The following is a 15,500-nucleotide window of genomic DNA, read 5'->3' on the forward strand; positions in this document are numbered from 1 at the left end:
GCACTTTTTTTATGCCTTAATAAGCTGGCATGTAGTTTCATGCACAAAAATAACACCAACACTAAAAGGATATTTTATGAAACGGTCCAAGATTGCATTGGCGATGACGTTCTCAATTTCTGCATTATTTTTAACCGCATGTAATGATGATGATAAAGGTTCAAATCACAAAGTTGATCAGGATAATAGATCTTTTGTTTCGGAGAGCTCGTATACTTATGAGTCGGAAGGCTTGGCTGATTTAAGTGCTGCTAGCTCAATCAAAGTCATGAACTATAAAATGCCAAATGTACTTGGCAAAATGGTTGAAACTTCTGCTTTGGTATTTTTTCCGAAAATCGCAAAACCAAAAGATGGCTATCGTGTGGTTGTTTGGGCGCATGGTACATTGGGAGTGGCGGATAAATGTGCTCCGACGAATACCCCATTAAATTCTAATTTTAAGAATTATACTGCAAAAAATTTGTTAGAACAGGGGTATGTGATTGTCGCTCCAGATTATGAAGGACTAGGTGGAGAAGGTGAACACCCTTACTTGCATATTCCAAGTGAGGCGCGTTCTGCACAGTATGCTGTTAAAGCGGCAAAAGAACATTATGCTGATCAATTACATGGTTCATGGATGTCTGTTGGTCAATCACAAGGTGGGCAAGCCTCATTAGGAATTGCTGAATATGCGAATAATGACCTGACATTTAAAGGGGCCATTGCAGGCGCTCCAGCATCTAGTTTAGATAAAATTATTTTAGAAGTGGCTCCTCAGGCGATTGATACCTTACCACAGCCAGCAGCAATCGATACATATGCAACTTTGTTATCGTATGCTGCATTAACAGGGGTCGGGATTACTTCCTATGAACCTACATTCAACTATCAACGAATGTTTGGAAGTGCGAAAGCAAAAGAAATATCCACTTTGGCAAAAACTGAATGCTTAGGCCAAATTGTAGAGGCTTATAAGCAAGATATTCAAAACTATATTGTGAATAATCCTACTGCTAAAGTTTCGGAGTATGATGGTATTGATAAGGTGGAGTTCAAGAATGATGCAACGATTCAAAAATTCTTAACTGATTATAGTCAACCAACAACCAAGAAGCTGGATAAACCGATTTTAATCGTGCAGGGTGTGTATGATACGAATGTACCTTATGTGATTACTAATGCAATGTACCAAGCTATGTATAAGGCTGGAACGGATGTGAAGATCATCCCAATTGATATTGTTCCGAGCGCGACTAACCCAATAGTCAATGGTTCACACACGGGAGCGATTCTTGCAGCAAATGAGAGTGGAGAATTGGTACAATTTATTAAGCAAAATATGCCAGCGCAATAAAAATTAGGATGAAAAAGAGTCTCTTTATCGAGGCTCTTTTTTGTTATATTGTTGCATTCTTAAAATTGATGTCGTTTGAGTTTAAAGTCGCTATGAGCCAGCAACCTGTTGAAAAAAAATCAGTCCCTTGGTTATTGATGGGGTTAGGATTATTGATCCCTATTTTTATTGTAGGTATGGCTTTCCTGGCAGCAAAAAGTGATGCGCAGACCAAAAAGAAATATGATCAGCAACATGCAGAAATCGCCAAAAAGTTTGAACAGCAGAAAAGTGCTGAGCAAGCAGAAAAAGCTGAATAATTTCTTTCCAGATATTTTGTTATCGAATATCCATCTGTAACTGTTTTACAGATGGGATCTGGGTATAACGTTGAACCTGATAACCAGCCTCTTGCAACATCTGATCACGTTTTTTATCTTCGGATTCCTTTCCTATATGGCTCGGGTCATCTAGTTCAATAATCGCCAGTACTTTCATGTCCTGATCTAAAACCACAAAGTCGGTGACCTTACGATTGAACTTACTGCGAATTTTATAATGATCGCTGGTAATCAGGGCACTAAAGGCCACCTGAGCAAGTATGTGATGCTGTGGAAAGGCTTGTTGCAGACGAATAAACATCCGTGATTCGAAATTTGTAATGACAGGACGTGCAAAAAATTTCTGTTTGGGAAAGAAGGGGCGTAGGCAGCTATAAAGCAGCCAAGCTGTGCTGATCAAGCCAATAGTCAGAAACAGGAGATGATTCGATTGAAACATAGATTTAATAGCGTACAAAGAAAAAACCCACTCGATAAGAGTGGGTTTTTTAGAATCTTGGCTCTCCCACCTGGGCTCGAACCAGGGACCTGCGGATTAACAGTCCGTCGCTCTACCGACTGAGCTATGGGAGAATCTGGAACGAATTCTAGGGCTTAAATGCAGGTCCGTCAAGTAAAATGAGTATGAATAATAATCGCTTAACAAAAATATTGTGGGTTAGCGAGCAACCTGATTACATTGTGCCAGTTCAGGAGAGCGTGCATCCCAGCTGGCGCCTGCCGAGTTTTTATAATAACTAATCTTGCCAATACGCAGCACAAGGCTTTGACAAGAATCTACCGATAAAGCATTGCCCCAAGGGCCAGACATGCTACATACCTTTCCATTACACTTCCAGACCACATTGGGGCCATTCTCAATCGAAACGGTTACGGTACCTTTGTAGCTGGAACCAGCATACCAGGTGGTTTGAGCTGCCATCGCCGGGCTACAGAAAAATATTGCACACAACAGGATTTTTTTCATTATTTGCTATCCCTAATATAATAATGAAATTTTATTTTAGATGATAAAAAGAACTGTGGTTTAAATTTGTACGATATTCAACATGAAATGAACAGATTCACCGTAATTCAAATGAAGCATTATTTTTTATAGACTTAAAAATAAAAAGCCCAGATCAATGATCTGGGCTTTTAGAATCTTGGCTCTCCCACCTGGGCTCGAACCAGGGACCTGCGGATTAACAGTCCGTCGCTCTACCGACTGAGCTATGGGAGAATCTGAGTGCCATTATAGGCAGCTTTTAAAATCGGTCAAGCTAAAAATGTCATGTTTCCTTCATTTTTGTGTCGTATGCTTTTTATTTGCACAATTACGCGAAAGTAGGAAAAATAACTTGAACTTTGATCAGGCTGTTGCTAGATTCGAATTAGAAAGAACGTTTAGATATTCATCTAAACAGTGTGGATTTAACCCTACTTGCCAGCACTAAAATGGCTAAACCGGAGGTCGAAATGACTATTCTTAATATTCAATCTATTTTTTCAAACTTTTCTTTTTATCAAGACCATTATCTTCAAATCATTCAGGATCCGGCGCAATATTATACGCCAGTGGAACATGCATTCTTAAATACCTTTCCTTTTAAGCAACAGGCCTTGTATTTGGGTGATTTATTGCAATTATGGTTTGGTAATAAATGGAAAATTCAGAATGCTAATAACCTGCTAGCCCAAAAAAATACCTTAACTCTTGATCAGGATTCCCCCCTGTATTTATTTCAACTGGGTGGCGAACTCTTTTTAGGCGCAAATACTGCATTGGCATGGTCTGTTGCAGAACAGAAGGTGGTCACAGTACAGGTTAAAAGTATCTGGCAATATGCGGTGTTTAGCCATTTGTGCATTCGACCAAAGCTGTTCAAACAAAACAAAGCCATTGCATAGGGCTATGATGAAATAGCCCATTGGCTTTTATTTCGGTTTATGGGCGAATAATCATGCAGGTTGCAGTCGCATGTGCATAGAGCTTGCCTTCTGCATCAACAATTTTGCCTTCGGAAATGCCTAAATTTTTACTGATATTAATTATATTTCCAGTGGCGATGAGCTTCTGATTTCTTGGAACAGGGCGGCACATTTTAATATTAAGATCAATGGTGCCGTAACCTACACCAGCTTCCAAAAGGGTATGCACAGCACAACCGGTTACCGAGTCCAGTACCGTTGCAGCAAAACCTCCATGCACACCTCCGAGAGGATTCAGGTGTCGTTCATCGGCCTCTACTTCAAATTTGATATAGCCTTCCGCAACTTCAATGGGTTGCATGGGAATGGTCTCGCTAATACTGGCGGGTGGAATTTTCCCTTCACACATGGCAGTTAAAAATTCAAGTCCATTCATTTCTTTTGGATGTTTCATCTTATATTTCCTTTTTTAGTTCTAAAATAGAACTTGTTGATAACATAGCCTCGAGAGATCAGGCTGTCAATATTGCGCATCTATTCGCTGAGTATTTTGTAAATTCTAAGTTACTCGCGAAATGCTTTGTTTTATGATGTTTATAAATGTCTTTATAAAAATTTTGAATAAAAGGTAAATTTATAATGAACGGACAATGTGTATGTGGCGAAACCACTTTTGAAGTTGAATTAAGTAATCATGATGTGCATGCCTGCCATTGCTCCATTTGTCGTAGACAGACCAGTGGCGTGATTATGACGCTTGATGTCGAACAGGGCAGTTTAAAATTTTTAAAACAAGACTATCTCTCTATCTATAACTCATCGGCATGGGGAGAGCGTGGTTTTTGTAATGCGTGTGGAACAAATTTGTTTTGGCGCACTAAAGATCAGAACTATTGTAATATCAATGCATTTTCTCTGAATGAACCACCACAAGATCTGAATTTGGATCTGGAAATTTATATTGATTGCAAACCGGATTTTTATACGTTTCAGAATCAGACCAAGAAGATGACAGAGGCAGAGGTCATTGCACTCTTTAATTCGGATAAATAATTTCATTAATATTTAATACTTTGAGATTTTTTTATCTTTCTAGAAAATTAGCTCAATAAAATTTAATGGATTAAAATGATTTTATTTTATTAATATTCCTTTTTTAATTTATATTAACGATTCATAACTAATAAAGGAGATGAATTGTTCTTCTTTATATTTATTTGATTTATGTAATTGTTTAATAATAATTTTATTTTTTAATTTTAAACTTTTTTGCTGATAGCGTTAGATTAAGTTGGCCATTGTAGAACAAGATTAAAACTCGCTAATTTTAATGAGATTGATTAAAATCATCTAAAAACTAATAGCCTTAAATTATTGATAGAAAATGACACAGACTAAACCTCTTATAGCAATCGATCTTGGAACCAGTAACTCTCTTGTTGGTATTTTTGAAAATGGCCAGTCAAGACTTATTGAAAATCCTTATGGGATGAAAATTACTCCTTCAGCTATTGCAATGGATGATCAGGGACAAATCCTGATTGGACAAGCAGCATTAGAGTTAAGAGGTAGTGGAAGGGAAGTGTTGACTAGTTTTAAACGTCTGATGGGAACTTCAAAAAAATTAAAACTAGGCCAACAAAACTTTTCAGCAGTTGAATTATCTTCGTTAATTCTAAAATCGCTTAAACAGGATGTAGAGCAAGCGTTGCAATGTGAGGTTGAAGAAGCAGTCATCACAGTTCCAGCTTATTTTAACGATATTCAACGACAAGCAACGATATCTGCTGCTGCACTTGCAGGGTTAAAAGTTAGCCGACTTATCAATGAACCTACTGCCGCAGCACTAGCATATGGTTTAGGTCAAACAGAAGATAGTTGCTTCTTAATTTTTGATTTAGGGGGAGGCACATTTGATGTTTCTATCGTTGAATTGTTTGACGGTATAACTGAGGTCAGGGCGAGTGCAGGGGATAATTATCTAGGGGGAGATGACTTTGTTCAACTGTTGATGAAACAATTTTGGAAACAGCATGCATCTATTTTTGGTTTCACTGAAAATACCATTCCATTTGATATAGAAACAGCTTTAAAAGCAAGAGCACAACATAGCCTCCACGTTTTAAGTAAAGAAGCAAGAACACAGTTATCATTTAAATGGAAAGATAAAGAAGCAACACTTGAAATTACTCAAGATCAATTTGCTACTTGGGCAGAACCATTATTGCTACGCTTACGCCGTCCCTTAGAACGTGCTTTGAGAGATGCTAGAGTTTTACCTCAACAGGTTGACCAAATTATTATGGTGGGGGGAGCTACTCGTATTCCTGCTGTAAGGAAGCTTGTGACAAAATTGTTTGGACGTTTTCCATCAACTAGTATTCAACCAGATGAGGCAATTGTCAGAGGGGCGTGCGTTCAAGCAGGGTTAAAAGCGAAAGATTTATCCTTGAAAGAAGTGGTGCTGACAGATGTATGTCCATTTAGCTTGGGGATCGCAGTTGGAAATGATGAGCAGTTTTCGCCTATTTTAGAACGCAATATTGTGATCCCTGCCAGTAAAGTAAATACTTATACCGCGATGCAAAAAGGACAGAGAGAGATTTACGTTAAGATTTATCAGGGTGAGCATCGTCTGTGTAAGGAAAATATTTTTTTAGGTGAGCTTAAAGTTTTATTACCTCAAAATAATGATTACTTATCTATTGATGTGCGCTTCTCATATAATCCCAATGGTATTCTGGAAGTTGACATAGATGTTCCAATCACAGGGGAGAAGCTCCAGAAAGTTGTTGTCAATCATCAAAACGTAATGACTGCAGAGCAAATTGAAAATGCACGTAAACAACTGCAAGAGCTAAAAATACATCCCCGTGATACATTAATGAATAAGAGCTTATTGTTACGAGCTGAGCGTTTATATAGTGAATATACGGGGGATCTTCGTTTACAGATTGGAGATCGCACCCAGCATTTTAATCATATCCTAAATCAACAAGATGATAGGCAAATACGCGAAGCCCAACAACATTTTGAGGCTTTTCTCAATGAGATTGAAGATTTAAGTTTATTTGAAGAATATTAAGCCATTCCCCTTGTATTACTTCTATATTGAATTAATGCAAGGGGGTATTTTATAGGCTGGAGGCAATAAGTTTTTTTGCTTGAAAACTTTGGTATAAAAAGTAAATCAAAGCAACTGGTATAATAATTGAATATAAGGTTCCTATAAATAAAGAAGTATAAGTTAAATATTTAAGTGTAGAAGAAAGATGTTTAGCACTAAATCCTGTAATTATGATACTCGCTAAAATTAGACAAGCTGCATATATGAAAGGTTGTGATGATGAATTGAGTAAAAAATAACTAAATCCCAAAATCCATAGTAATCTAAAAAAAATAATACCAATACTTTTATAGATAACTTGATTCTCGGTGATGCTGGAATCTTCTTTGTTATATCCAAAAATATGAAAGAGAGGGCGGAATGATTCTGGAAAAAATAAAAAACTTATTGGAATAAGACTGTAAACCATTAACCAAATATGATCAGGTTCTCCAATGATAAAAAAGAAGGAAATAAAGAAAAGGCTAAGCGATATTAAGCCAATATTGATCATCCATGTATCAAAATGTATAAAAGCACTTTGTTCTATTTTATTCATAAATGGTGTTGCATCTAATAACAAGACACCCAGTAATCCAATCGAGCAGAGAAACCAACTATAGCTTAGGAGTTGATGTATAAGTTCTGGGAATACCGGGGTAAAACAACAAAGTAGAAATCCACTTAAACACCAATATTTTAAATATTGTGCTAATATTTTTTCATAATTAGAATGGCTTAAGATTTTGGCATTGATAGTGGGTTGTAATACAAATATAAATATAAAGCTAAGAATAGAAGTAATTAAAGAATTGATTAAGAAATGACTATTAGGGTTAATGAAAAAGTTAAAAAGCACGAAAGTGACGAGAGCAAATAATACATTAATAATATTAAATTTTTTAATTTCACATAAGCTCTTAATAAACATCAAATTTATGTTATTTTGAGTATTGAAAATTTGTAAGCTATCAATAATTTCAAAAGCGGAATGATTTGGAGAAAATTTGCTGAAATCTTTTTTTAATTTTAGCATTTTAAAGAAGTTAAGCTGTTGTTCTCCTGAAAGATCTCTCAGAAGTTCAAGCTTTTCAACAGGTAGTTTTGTCAAAAATTGGCGTCTAGAAAGATAATTATTTAGTTTTTCATGTAATAAAGCTGAATAATAGGACTGGTTATATTGATGAATATCTTCAGGATAGGTTGCTTGCCATAATTCTAGGAATCTGAAATATTCTGATTGTAAATAAGATGTTTCAATTTCAGCTAAAGGGGCTTGGAGCTGATCCTTGATCTGAATCTGTTGACTTAGAGGAATATCAAATTGTTGATTAAGTAGATAACTAAATTTTTCAAATGTTGTATCGCTAATATCTTTATTCCAAAGTTGTTCTACGACCTCATCAAGAACTGTAATTAAAGGGTTTACATTGTTCTGGCTTGTTTCAATAACGTCTGCTGCATATATAGTTTTCTCATCTTCAGCATAATTGGACGAATCTAAAAAATGGATATCACTTTCTGAGAAAATATAAAGAAAATCAGATAAATCATTTTCTTTTAATATATCAATAGCTTGATTTGTGAATTGTTTTTCTATATTTATATCATTAAATGCTTTGAGTTCATTTTTAAAATGAATTAATTCGTGACGGATATCGAAATAAATGTCCTGAGTTATAATATGATGCTGTATTTTTTTTAAACTTAGTTCAAAAGATGGCTGATTTGAATTTTCGGACTGAGTGTTCTTTTCAGATTCTGTCTCTATTGACTCAAATATTGATTCTGAATCTTGATCATCATAATTATTAGTTAAATGGTCTGCTTCGAATTGGGCAATTTCTAATGCTTCTCTGAGACGGATAAATTCTTCTGGCTGATTATCTTGATCTATTAACTTAAGCTGTTTGGCATATGCTCTTTTTATTTCTCGATGATTGTCTGTTGGTTCAATTCCTAATCGTTGCCAAGCTGTCATTTTTTATACTCAATGTACATTTAATGAAGAAAAATTTATGAAAAGAATAATACATTTACTATTGTTTTAATACTAGAGTAAGACCAAACGAACTTAAATAATTACTCATCCTTTAAAAGCTCACATTAAATTTATAATCTTAAAAAATAGATAATCTAGCAATAAAAAAAAGCTTCCATCTGGAAGCTTTTTTTTATTGCAGAACTTATTTTGCCGCTTTTTCTGCTTCGATTGAGGCAATGGCAGCGTCTACGCCCTCAATTGAATCAGCTGCTTTTTTGATACGCGCTAAAGCATTAACCAGCACTTCATCCGCAGTTGCGTAAGAGATACGCATAAAACCGCCTAAACCGAATGCATCACCAGGAACTACGGCAACACCAGTTTCTTCAAGTAACCATTCAGAGAATTCTGTACAAGATTTTAAACCTTTGGCACGAATCAATGGACGAATGTTGGCGTAGGCATAAAACGCACCATCAGCAGGTAAGCAAGAAATACCTTTGATCTCATTTAAGCCATTTACGACTAAGTCATGACGGCGTTTGAATGCTTCAATCATCGGTTTTAAAACGTCTTGTGGACCATTCAATGCTGCTTCAGCCGCAACTTGTGAAATTGAAGTTGGGTTAGACGTTGATTGAGACTGGATTTTTTTCATTGCGCCAATGATTTTTGCAGGGCCCGCTGCATAACCAATACGCCAGCCTGTCATTGCATAAGCTTTAGACACACCATTTAAAACGATGGTGCGATCATATAAGTCTGGGGCAACCGTTGCGATGTTGTAGAACTCATCTTCCCAGCGGATTGGTTCGTACATGTCATCAGATGCAACGAATACTTGTGGGTGACGACGTAATACTTCAGCCAAAGCTTCAAGTTCAGCTTTGGTATAGATCATGCCTGTCGGGTTCGATGGGCTGTTTAAGACCACTAAACGTGTATTTGGAGTAATTGCCGCTTCCAGTTGTTCTGGGGTGATTTTGAAACGTTGTTCTTCACCACATTTCACGATGACAGGCGTACCTTCCGCAATGATCACCATATCTGGATAGCTGACCCAGAACGGCGCAGGAATAATCACTTCATCGCCTTTGTTTAACAAAGCCAGTGCAAGATTAAAGAAACTTTGTTTACCACCACAAGACACCAGAATCTGGTTGGCTTGATAATCGAGATTATTATCGCGTTTAAGTTTTGCAATAATTGCTTTTTTTAAGCTTGGAGTACCGTCTACCGCTGTATATTTGGTGAAACCTTTATTAATGGCTTCAATGGCAGCATCTTTAATGTGTTGAGGTGTATCGAAGTCTGGTTCGCCTGCGCCTAAACCAATCACGTTTTTACCTGCAGCTTTTAACTCAGCAGCCTTGTTGGTTACTGCAAGTGTAGGGGACGGTTTGATAGCATTGACACGATCAGAGAGACGTACGTCCACGGCATTATTCCTTCTTATGGGATTAAAAAATAAAAAGCAGCTTATCTTAGCCTAATTAGACTTCATTGTGGCCGAAACTTGCCTTAATCGCATAAAAAGTTACCAAAATTTAGTTCTTGCAGGCTTTCTATTTTTTTACATATTTTATTTTTATCAAATGCATAAAAATCCATTACAATAGCGGCTAGAAATCTAGATTTCGAGAGAATTTCAATGAGTACCCAGCAACCTAAAGCAAAAAAAGCTTTAGTGAAATTACCCTTCCCGATGCCATCTGCTCAGGATGATTCTGAGGATGCGGCGCATAATCAGGTTCGTCCAAAACCTGAGCAATACGCAGATCGTACCTGGATGCCACCACGCGGCACACGCCGTTCGATGGGGAAGCGTTAAGAGAAAAGCCAATCAATCTGATTGGCTTTTTTGTTTTTTAATGGCGATTTAATGGATGTTGTATTTCTAGTTCACCACGCCACAGCTTGATAAAATCATATTCATCAATATCGTAAAGCTCCATCAAGGCAATAATCACACTGACAAAAATCATTGCACCTTCCGACTTGTCATGGAAATTAAAAATCTTGCCGTTGAGCTTGCCGAGAATATCGCTGATTTCATGTTCACGGCCACGTCCATAACGGTCACGTGGATAAAGCTCTTCATTTAAAACCACCAGTGCAATGGCTTTTTCAGCTGCTGTTAAACTGGTTTTACCCAGTGCTTCTTCAAAAGATTCATAACCATGATTGAAGTAGAAAATTACTTCATCATTAATAAAGGCCTGCACTGTGGCTGCGGTGAGGTTGGGGAACTGGGAAACCGCATCTTCTTCAATATAAGGGCGGAATGATTCGGGAAAAATCACATTGGAATGGATGCCTTTAAATAATGGTGCGATTTCAGAGACTTTATAACCGGCGATACCACAACCTAAAGCCGTCAAAAAGTATTTCATTTTTGCATGGTTCTTGGCATAGATTTTGAAATCATCGACATAATGCTCGATCTGGGCGAGTGGCATTTGTTGTAAATGTTCATTCAGGGTGGGTATTGCAAAGCTTTGTCCAGCCCAACCACGACCAACCCCTGTGACTGCTGCAAAGTGTTGTGCTGCAACGCGGGCGGCGCCGCTATCGTGTATACCCGCCAGATTACTGCCAAAAACAAAAACAGTATCTTCTGGGAGTTCCGTTACAATTGTTTCGTCGTGGTATTGGTAAGACATATTTTTACCATTGGAATCGAGTATAACTTCATGTTGCAGTTGATTAGGCAGATGGTCAAGTAAAATCTACCAAATTGCATGGCACAAAAGATTTCATAAAATCATCGATGCAACACTTTAAATCAATAACATTTTCCCCCATAAATAGAGATTAAGTTTTAGTGTAGGAATGAGCTTGTGAGCGAAAACCAGCCTTTTGAGTTAGTCACCAATTATCAACCTGCGGGCGATCAACCTCAGGCCATTGAAAAATTGGTCAGTGGTATTAACCAGGGTTTTCGTAATCAGTTGCTGCTTGGGGTAACCGGTTCAGGTAAAACCTATACCATGGCCAATGTGATTGCCCAAACCCAACGTCCAACGATTGTGATGGCACATAACAAAACCCTTGCAGCCCAGCTGTATGGTGAGTTCAAGGCCTTCTTTCCGAACAATGCGGTAGAGTATTTCGTCAGTTACTATGATTACTACCAGCCTGAAGCGTATGTGCCATCCTCAGATACTTTTATTGAAAAAGATTCGGCGATCAATGATCACATTGACCAGATGCGCTTGTCTGCGACACGTGCCTTGTTAGAGCGCCGTGATGCGATTATCGTGGCTTCGGTTTCTGCGATTTATGGTCTGGGCGATCCAAATGCCTATATGCAAATGCTGTTGCATATCGTGCAAGGTGATCGGGTCAGTCGCGATGACATTATTCGTCGTCTGGTGGAAATGCAATATACCCGCAATGAGCTGGAATTCTTGCGCGGTACATATCGTATTCGCGGTGAAATTATTGATATTTTCCCTGCCGAATCGGATAAGGATGCAATTCGGGTCGAATTATTTGATGATGAGGTCGATTCGATTCGCTGGTTTGATCCATTGACAGGAAAACTGGTACGTAAAGTTCCGCGGGTAACGATTTATCCAAAAAGTCACTATGTTACGCCAAAAGACCATTTAACCCGTGCCATTGATACCATCAAAGATGAATTGAAAGACCAGCTCAAATTTTTCAAGGATCACGACAAATTACTGGAAGCGCAACGTATCGAACAGCGGACCCGTTATGATCTGGAAATGATGCAACAGCTCGGTTATACCAACGGGATCGAGAACTATTCACGCCATTTGTCAGGTCGTACCGCAGGCGAAGCACCGCCAACCTTATTTGATTATGTACCCGAAGACGCATTGCTGATTATTGATGAGTCGCATGTGACGGTACCTCAGATTGGCGCAATGTATAAAGGTGACCGTTCACGGAAAGAAAATCTGGTCAATTATGGTTTCCGTTTGCCGAGCGCCTTGGATAACCGCCCAATGAAATTTGAAGAGTGGGAGCGGATCGTTCCGACCACAGTGTTTGTGAGCGCAACGCCAGCACATTATGAACTGGAAAAATCTGAGCAAATTGTGGAGCAGGTGGTTCGTCCGACGGGGCTGATTGATCCCGAGATTGAAGTACGTCCGGTGTTGACCCAGGTCGATGATGTCTTGTCCGAGATCAATATTCGTAAACAGCTGAATGAACGTGTGCTTGTGACCACCTTGACCAAACGTATGGCAGAGGATCTAACCTCCTATCTCAAAGAGTATGGGATTAAAGTCGCTTATCTGCATTCGGATATTGATACGGTGGAACGGGTCAAGATTATCCATGAATTACGTACTGGCGTGCATGATGTACTGGTCGGGATTAACTTGTTGCGTGAAGGTCTGGATATGCCCGAAGTTTCTCTGGTGGCGATTCTGGATGCCGATAAGGAAGGTTTCCTGCGTTCAGAGCGTTCATTGATCCAGACCATTGGGCGTGCTGCACGTAATGTGAAGGGTAAAGCGATTTTATATGCAGACCGGATTACCGACTCCATGCGTAAGGCCATGGATGAAACCGAACGTCGTCGGAACAAGCAGATCGAGTTTAATGAAGCACATGGCATTACCCCGCGTAGTGCAGTCCGTCAGGCGATTAAGGAAATTGATACCGGTGAAGTGCTGACTGATGAAGAAATTGATGAAAATGTACTTGAGCAGGCGCAAGCGATCAGTGCGGATGAACGGCATTTATTGTCTGATCCAAAACTGTTTGCAAAACATATCAGCAAACTGGAAAAGGAAATGCTGAAAGCCTCGAAAGAACTACAGTTTGAGCAGGCAGCACGATTGCGTGATGAAATCGTGCGTTTAAAAGCACACATGTTGCAATCTTAATTGCGCAGAGAAACCCTCAAAAGTGATACATATCGCAACAGTTTTTGTTTATTAAATAGGCTATTTTGAAGTGCTAAGTATATGACTATTGATAACAAATTTTGTTTTGAGGATTTCTCATGCCATTGATTAAGAATTTCCCGAAAGCCAGTTGGCGTTTAACAAAGATTGCAGTGGGTGGGGTGGTTTTAACTGGGTTAGCGGTTGGGACCATTGCTTATGCACAGGCAAAACCTTTACCGACTGTTGAAAAAGTAGAACTGGATAAATATCTGGGTGTCTGGTATGAAGTCGCCCGAAAACCGATGTTCTTCGAACGAAAGTGTGTCTATAACATTACTGCCACTTATACCCTCAATGAAAATGGCAATATTGTGGTTGATAATAAATGCTATGACAGTGAAGGAAATCTACAGCAAAGTGTAGGTGAAGCTTTTGTTGCCAATGCACCATTTAATACCAAGTTACGGGTCAGTTTTTTACCTGAGGTGGTGCGCTGGGTGCCTATGGCACGTGGCGATTACTGGATTTTGAAACTGGATAATGATTATCAAACCGTACTGGTAGGAGAGCCGCGCCGTAAATATTTATGGGTATTGTCGCGAACACCGAACCCCCATAAAGACACCATTCATGAATATTTAAATTACGCGAAATCACTGGGCTATAATATTAGTGATGTGATTTATCCTGAACATCGTTAGAATAAGATAGACTTGTTTAAAAACCATGCATGCATGGTTTTTTTATTTTTAGATAGTGGATAAGTCACGTATTTTTTTAATTTCCCCATATAGAGGTTCAAAGTGGTTAAAGGTATCGCTTATTCAGTTTTGGCTTCTATTACATTTGGGGTGTTATATTTTTATACCCAACTGCTGGGCGCACTGGACAGTGAGCAGACCTTTGGCTGGCGGATTATTGCGACCTTGCCGGTTTTAACCCTGTTTATGTGGTTGACTGGCGATTTGATCCATATCAAAACCATCTTTAAAAGAATTTTAAAAAAGCCGATTTTATTACTTTTTCTAATGACCACTTCAGTCCTGACCTCAGCGCAGTTATGGCTGTTCCTGTGGGCACCGATGCATGGACGGGGTTTGCAGGTGTCATTAGGTTATTTTCTTTTACCGCTGGTGTTGGTCCTTGCTGGAAGTTTCCTGTACGGAGAGAAACTTTCTAAATTCCAGTATGTCGCTGTATCTTTTGCGGTATTTGGAGTGGGGCATGAGATCTGGCGTCTAGGCAGCATGGCCTGGGAAACTGCACTTGTTGCGCTGGGTTATGCAGCCTATTTCATTCTGCGTAAAAAAATCCAGACAGATAACCTAGGCGGCTTCTGGTGGGATCTGTTGATTATTCTTCCAGTCGCCATCTTCTTGACCCAAACTGGCGATGCTTCTTTTGCCAAGTTTCTCGAACATCCCAGTCTGATTCTTGTTGTGATTGGTCTGGGATTATTAAGTGCCATTGGTCTGGGCAGCTACATTCTGGCCAGCCGTTATTTGCCACTGATTATTTTTGGTTTGCTGGGCTATCTGGAACCGGTGCTGCTGGCGCTGGCATCTTTGGTCATGGGAGAGAAAATTGGCGCAGAAGAGTGGCTGACTTATATCCCCATCTGGTTAGCGGTGCTGGTATTGGTGATTGAGGGAGCAGTCCATCTTTATCAGCAAAATCAGCGTAAAAAACAGTTGGCACTCAATCTGCAGCAGTATTCGAAACGCGTCGATTTGAAAGATAAAAGCTAGAAAAATCCGCGAATACGACAGGAATTATCAGTAAAACTGTTATGGTTGTGATGTAAATCACAGCTATTATGATGAAAGAAAAAGATTTTTACCTAAATTCACAAAAATAATTATAGGTATTTTATGAATTTATAGTCAATTAGGACAAAATCTTAGCTCGTTGAGCAGCTTTTGATTCAATCTTGATGATAATTCTATTACAATTATGGCGTTTTAAAAATTCA

The 15,500-nt window shown here is 38.7% G+C and carries 15 protein-coding genes and 2 tRNA genes; 9 read left to right on the plus strand and 8 right to left on the minus strand.

Annotated features, from left to right (window positions below; genetic code table 11):
* Positions 1 to 76: 76 nt before the first annotated feature.
* On the plus strand, positions 77 to 1,339 hold the full coding sequence (locus MSG93_RS11835) for an alpha/beta hydrolase family protein (protein ID WP_324621991.1): 1,263 nt from the start codon (positions 77 to 79) through the stop codon (positions 1,337 to 1,339).
* Between the two features lie 92 nt (positions 1,340 to 1,431).
* A complete protein-coding gene (locus tag MSG93_RS11840; protein WP_005287925.1) occupies positions 1,432 to 1,638 on the plus strand; it encodes a hypothetical protein in 207 nt (68 codons plus the stop codon).
* A gap of 19 nt (positions 1,639 to 1,657) precedes the next feature.
* On the opposite strand, the gene MSG93_RS11845 is transcribed toward MSG93_RS11840, so the two are convergent.
* The 4 genes from MSG93_RS11845 to MSG93_RS11860 form a co-directional block, all read right to left on the minus strand.
* A complete protein-coding gene (locus MSG93_RS11845; RefSeq protein ID WP_324621992.1) occupies positions 1,658 to 2,098 on the minus strand; it encodes a DUF2726 domain-containing protein in 441 nt (146 codons plus the stop codon).
* Positions 2,099 to 2,156: 58 nt separating this feature from the next.
* Positions 2,157 to 2,232 (minus strand) — tRNA-Asn (locus tag MSG93_RS11850).
* A gap of 85 nt (positions 2,233 to 2,317) precedes the next feature.
* A complete protein-coding gene (locus MSG93_RS11855; RefSeq protein WP_005287919.1) occupies positions 2,318 to 2,626 on the minus strand; it encodes a hypothetical protein in 309 nt (102 codons plus the stop codon).
* Between the two features lie 179 nt (positions 2,627 to 2,805).
* Positions 2,806 to 2,881 (minus strand) — tRNA-Asn (locus tag MSG93_RS11860).
* Positions 2,882 to 3,117: 236 nt separating this feature from the next.
* Between MSG93_RS11860 and MSG93_RS11865 the strand changes: the two genes are divergently transcribed.
* A complete protein-coding gene (locus MSG93_RS11865; protein WP_324621994.1) occupies positions 3,118 to 3,549 on the plus strand; it encodes a hypothetical protein in 432 nt (143 codons plus the stop codon).
* Between the two features lie 37 nt (positions 3,550 to 3,586).
* On the opposite strand, the gene MSG93_RS11870 is transcribed toward MSG93_RS11865, so the two are convergent.
* On the minus strand, positions 3,587 to 4,024 hold the full coding sequence (locus MSG93_RS11870) for a PaaI family thioesterase (RefSeq protein WP_324621995.1): 438 nt from the start codon (positions 4,022 to 4,024) through the stop codon (positions 3,587 to 3,589).
* 185 nt (positions 4,025 to 4,209) lie between these two features.
* On the opposite strand from MSG93_RS11870, the gene MSG93_RS11875 reads away from it, so the two are divergent.
* The gene (locus MSG93_RS11875) at positions 4,210 to 4,623 is read left to right on the plus strand and encodes a GFA family protein (protein ID WP_324621997.1); all 414 of its coding nucleotides are present in this window, start codon (positions 4,210 to 4,212) and stop codon (positions 4,621 to 4,623) included.
* Positions 4,624 to 4,954: 331 nt separating this feature from the next.
* A complete protein-coding gene (locus MSG93_RS11880; protein WP_324621998.1) occupies positions 4,955 to 6,655 on the plus strand; it encodes an Hsp70 family protein in 1,701 nt (566 codons plus the stop codon).
* A gap of 49 nt (positions 6,656 to 6,704) precedes the next feature.
* Here MSG93_RS11880 and MSG93_RS11885 read toward each other — a convergent pair whose 3' ends face one another.
* Both MSG93_RS11885 and MSG93_RS11890 read right to left on the minus strand, forming a co-directional pair.
* Positions 6,705 to 8,657 carry a molecular chaperone gene (locus tag MSG93_RS11885; RefSeq protein ID WP_324621999.1) on the minus strand — a complete coding sequence of 651 codons (1,953 nt, stop codon included), beginning with the start codon at positions 8,655 to 8,657 and terminating at the stop codon, positions 6,705 to 6,707.
* A gap of 205 nt (positions 8,658 to 8,862) precedes the next feature.
* Complete coding sequence (locus MSG93_RS11890) at positions 8,863 to 10,098, minus strand: pyridoxal phosphate-dependent aminotransferase (RefSeq protein WP_324622000.1); 1,236 nt, start codon at positions 10,096 to 10,098, stop codon at positions 8,863 to 8,865.
* Positions 10,099 to 10,311: 213 nt separating this feature from the next.
* Between MSG93_RS11890 and MSG93_RS11895 the strand changes: the two genes are divergently transcribed.
* Complete coding sequence (locus MSG93_RS11895) at positions 10,312 to 10,491, plus strand: hypothetical protein (protein WP_005231643.1); 180 nt, start codon at positions 10,312 to 10,314, stop codon at positions 10,489 to 10,491.
* 37 nt (positions 10,492 to 10,528) lie between these two features.
* Here MSG93_RS11895 and MSG93_RS11900 read toward each other — a convergent pair whose 3' ends face one another.
* The gene (locus MSG93_RS11900; RefSeq protein WP_324622001.1) at positions 10,529 to 11,323 is read right to left on the minus strand and encodes a hypothetical protein; all 795 of its coding nucleotides are present in this window, start codon (positions 11,321 to 11,323) and stop codon (positions 10,529 to 10,531) included.
* A gap of 177 nt (positions 11,324 to 11,500) precedes the next feature.
* On the opposite strand from MSG93_RS11900, the gene uvrB reads away from it, so the two are divergent.
* The 3 genes from uvrB to rarD all read left to right on the plus strand — a co-directional run bounded on the left by uvrB (position 11,501) and on the right by rarD (position 15,276).
* Positions 11,501 to 13,525, plus strand: coding sequence for an excinuclease ABC subunit UvrB (gene uvrB, locus MSG93_RS11905; protein WP_005231641.1), 2,025 nt, complete (start codon positions 11,501 to 11,503; stop codon positions 13,523 to 13,525).
* Positions 13,526 to 13,644: 119 nt separating this feature from the next.
* Positions 13,645 to 14,229: a lipocalin family protein gene (locus MSG93_RS11910; protein ID WP_005231640.1), complete on the plus strand. Its 585-nt coding sequence runs from the start codon at positions 13,645 to 13,647 to the stop codon at positions 14,227 to 14,229.
* Between the two features lie 102 nt (positions 14,230 to 14,331).
* Positions 14,332 to 15,276 carry an EamA family transporter RarD gene (gene rarD / locus MSG93_RS11915; protein WP_324622002.1) on the plus strand — a complete coding sequence of 315 codons (945 nt, stop codon included), beginning with the start codon at positions 14,332 to 14,334 and terminating at the stop codon, positions 15,274 to 15,276.
* Positions 15,277 to 15,500: the final 224 nt, after the last annotated feature.

Source organism: Acinetobacter sp. IK40 (assembly GCF_035615075.1).
GTDB lineage: Bacteria > Pseudomonadota > Gammaproteobacteria > Pseudomonadales > Moraxellaceae > Acinetobacter > Acinetobacter courvalinii.

Excerpts from the sequence above, each read along its gene's own strand:
- MSG93_RS11845 (WP_324621992.1), bottom strand. The coding sequence starts at position 2,098 with ATGTTTCAATCGAATCATCTCCTGTTTCTGACTATTGGCTTGATCAGC.
- MSG93_RS11840 (WP_005287925.1), top strand. The coding sequence starts at position 1,432 with ATGAGCCAGCAACCTGTTGAAAAAAAATCAGTCCCTTGGTTATTGATG.
- MSG93_RS11910 (WP_005231640.1), top strand. The coding sequence starts at position 13,645 with ATGCCATTGATTAAGAATTTCCCGAAAGCCAGTTGGCGTTTAACAAAG.
- MSG93_RS11895 (WP_005231643.1), top strand. The coding sequence starts at position 10,312 with ATGAGTACCCAGCAACCTAAAGCAAAAAAAGCTTTAGTGAAATTACCC.
- MSG93_RS11870 (WP_324621995.1), bottom strand. The coding sequence starts at position 4,024 with ATGAAACATCCAAAAGAAATGAATGGACTTGAATTTTTAACTGCCATG.
- MSG93_RS11855 (WP_005287919.1), bottom strand. The coding sequence starts at position 2,626 with ATGAAAAAAATCCTGTTGTGTGCAATATTTTTCTGTAGCCCGGCGATG.
- MSG93_RS11880 (WP_324621998.1), top strand. The coding sequence starts at position 4,955 with ATGACACAGACTAAACCTCTTATAGCAATCGATCTTGGAACCAGTAAC.
- MSG93_RS11835 (WP_324621991.1), top strand. The coding sequence starts at position 77 with ATGAAACGGTCCAAGATTGCATTGGCGATGACGTTCTCAATTTCTGCA.
- MSG93_RS11865 (WP_324621994.1), top strand. The coding sequence starts at position 3,118 with ATGACTATTCTTAATATTCAATCTATTTTTTCAAACTTTTCTTTTTAT.
- MSG93_RS11900 (WP_324622001.1), bottom strand. The coding sequence starts at position 11,323 with ATGTCTTACCAATACCACGACGAAACAATTGTAACGGAACTCCCAGAA.
- MSG93_RS11875 (WP_324621997.1), top strand. The coding sequence starts at position 4,210 with ATGAACGGACAATGTGTATGTGGCGAAACCACTTTTGAAGTTGAATTA.
- MSG93_RS11885 (WP_324621999.1), bottom strand. The coding sequence starts at position 8,657 with ATGACAGCTTGGCAACGATTAGGAATTGAACCAACAGACAATCATCGA.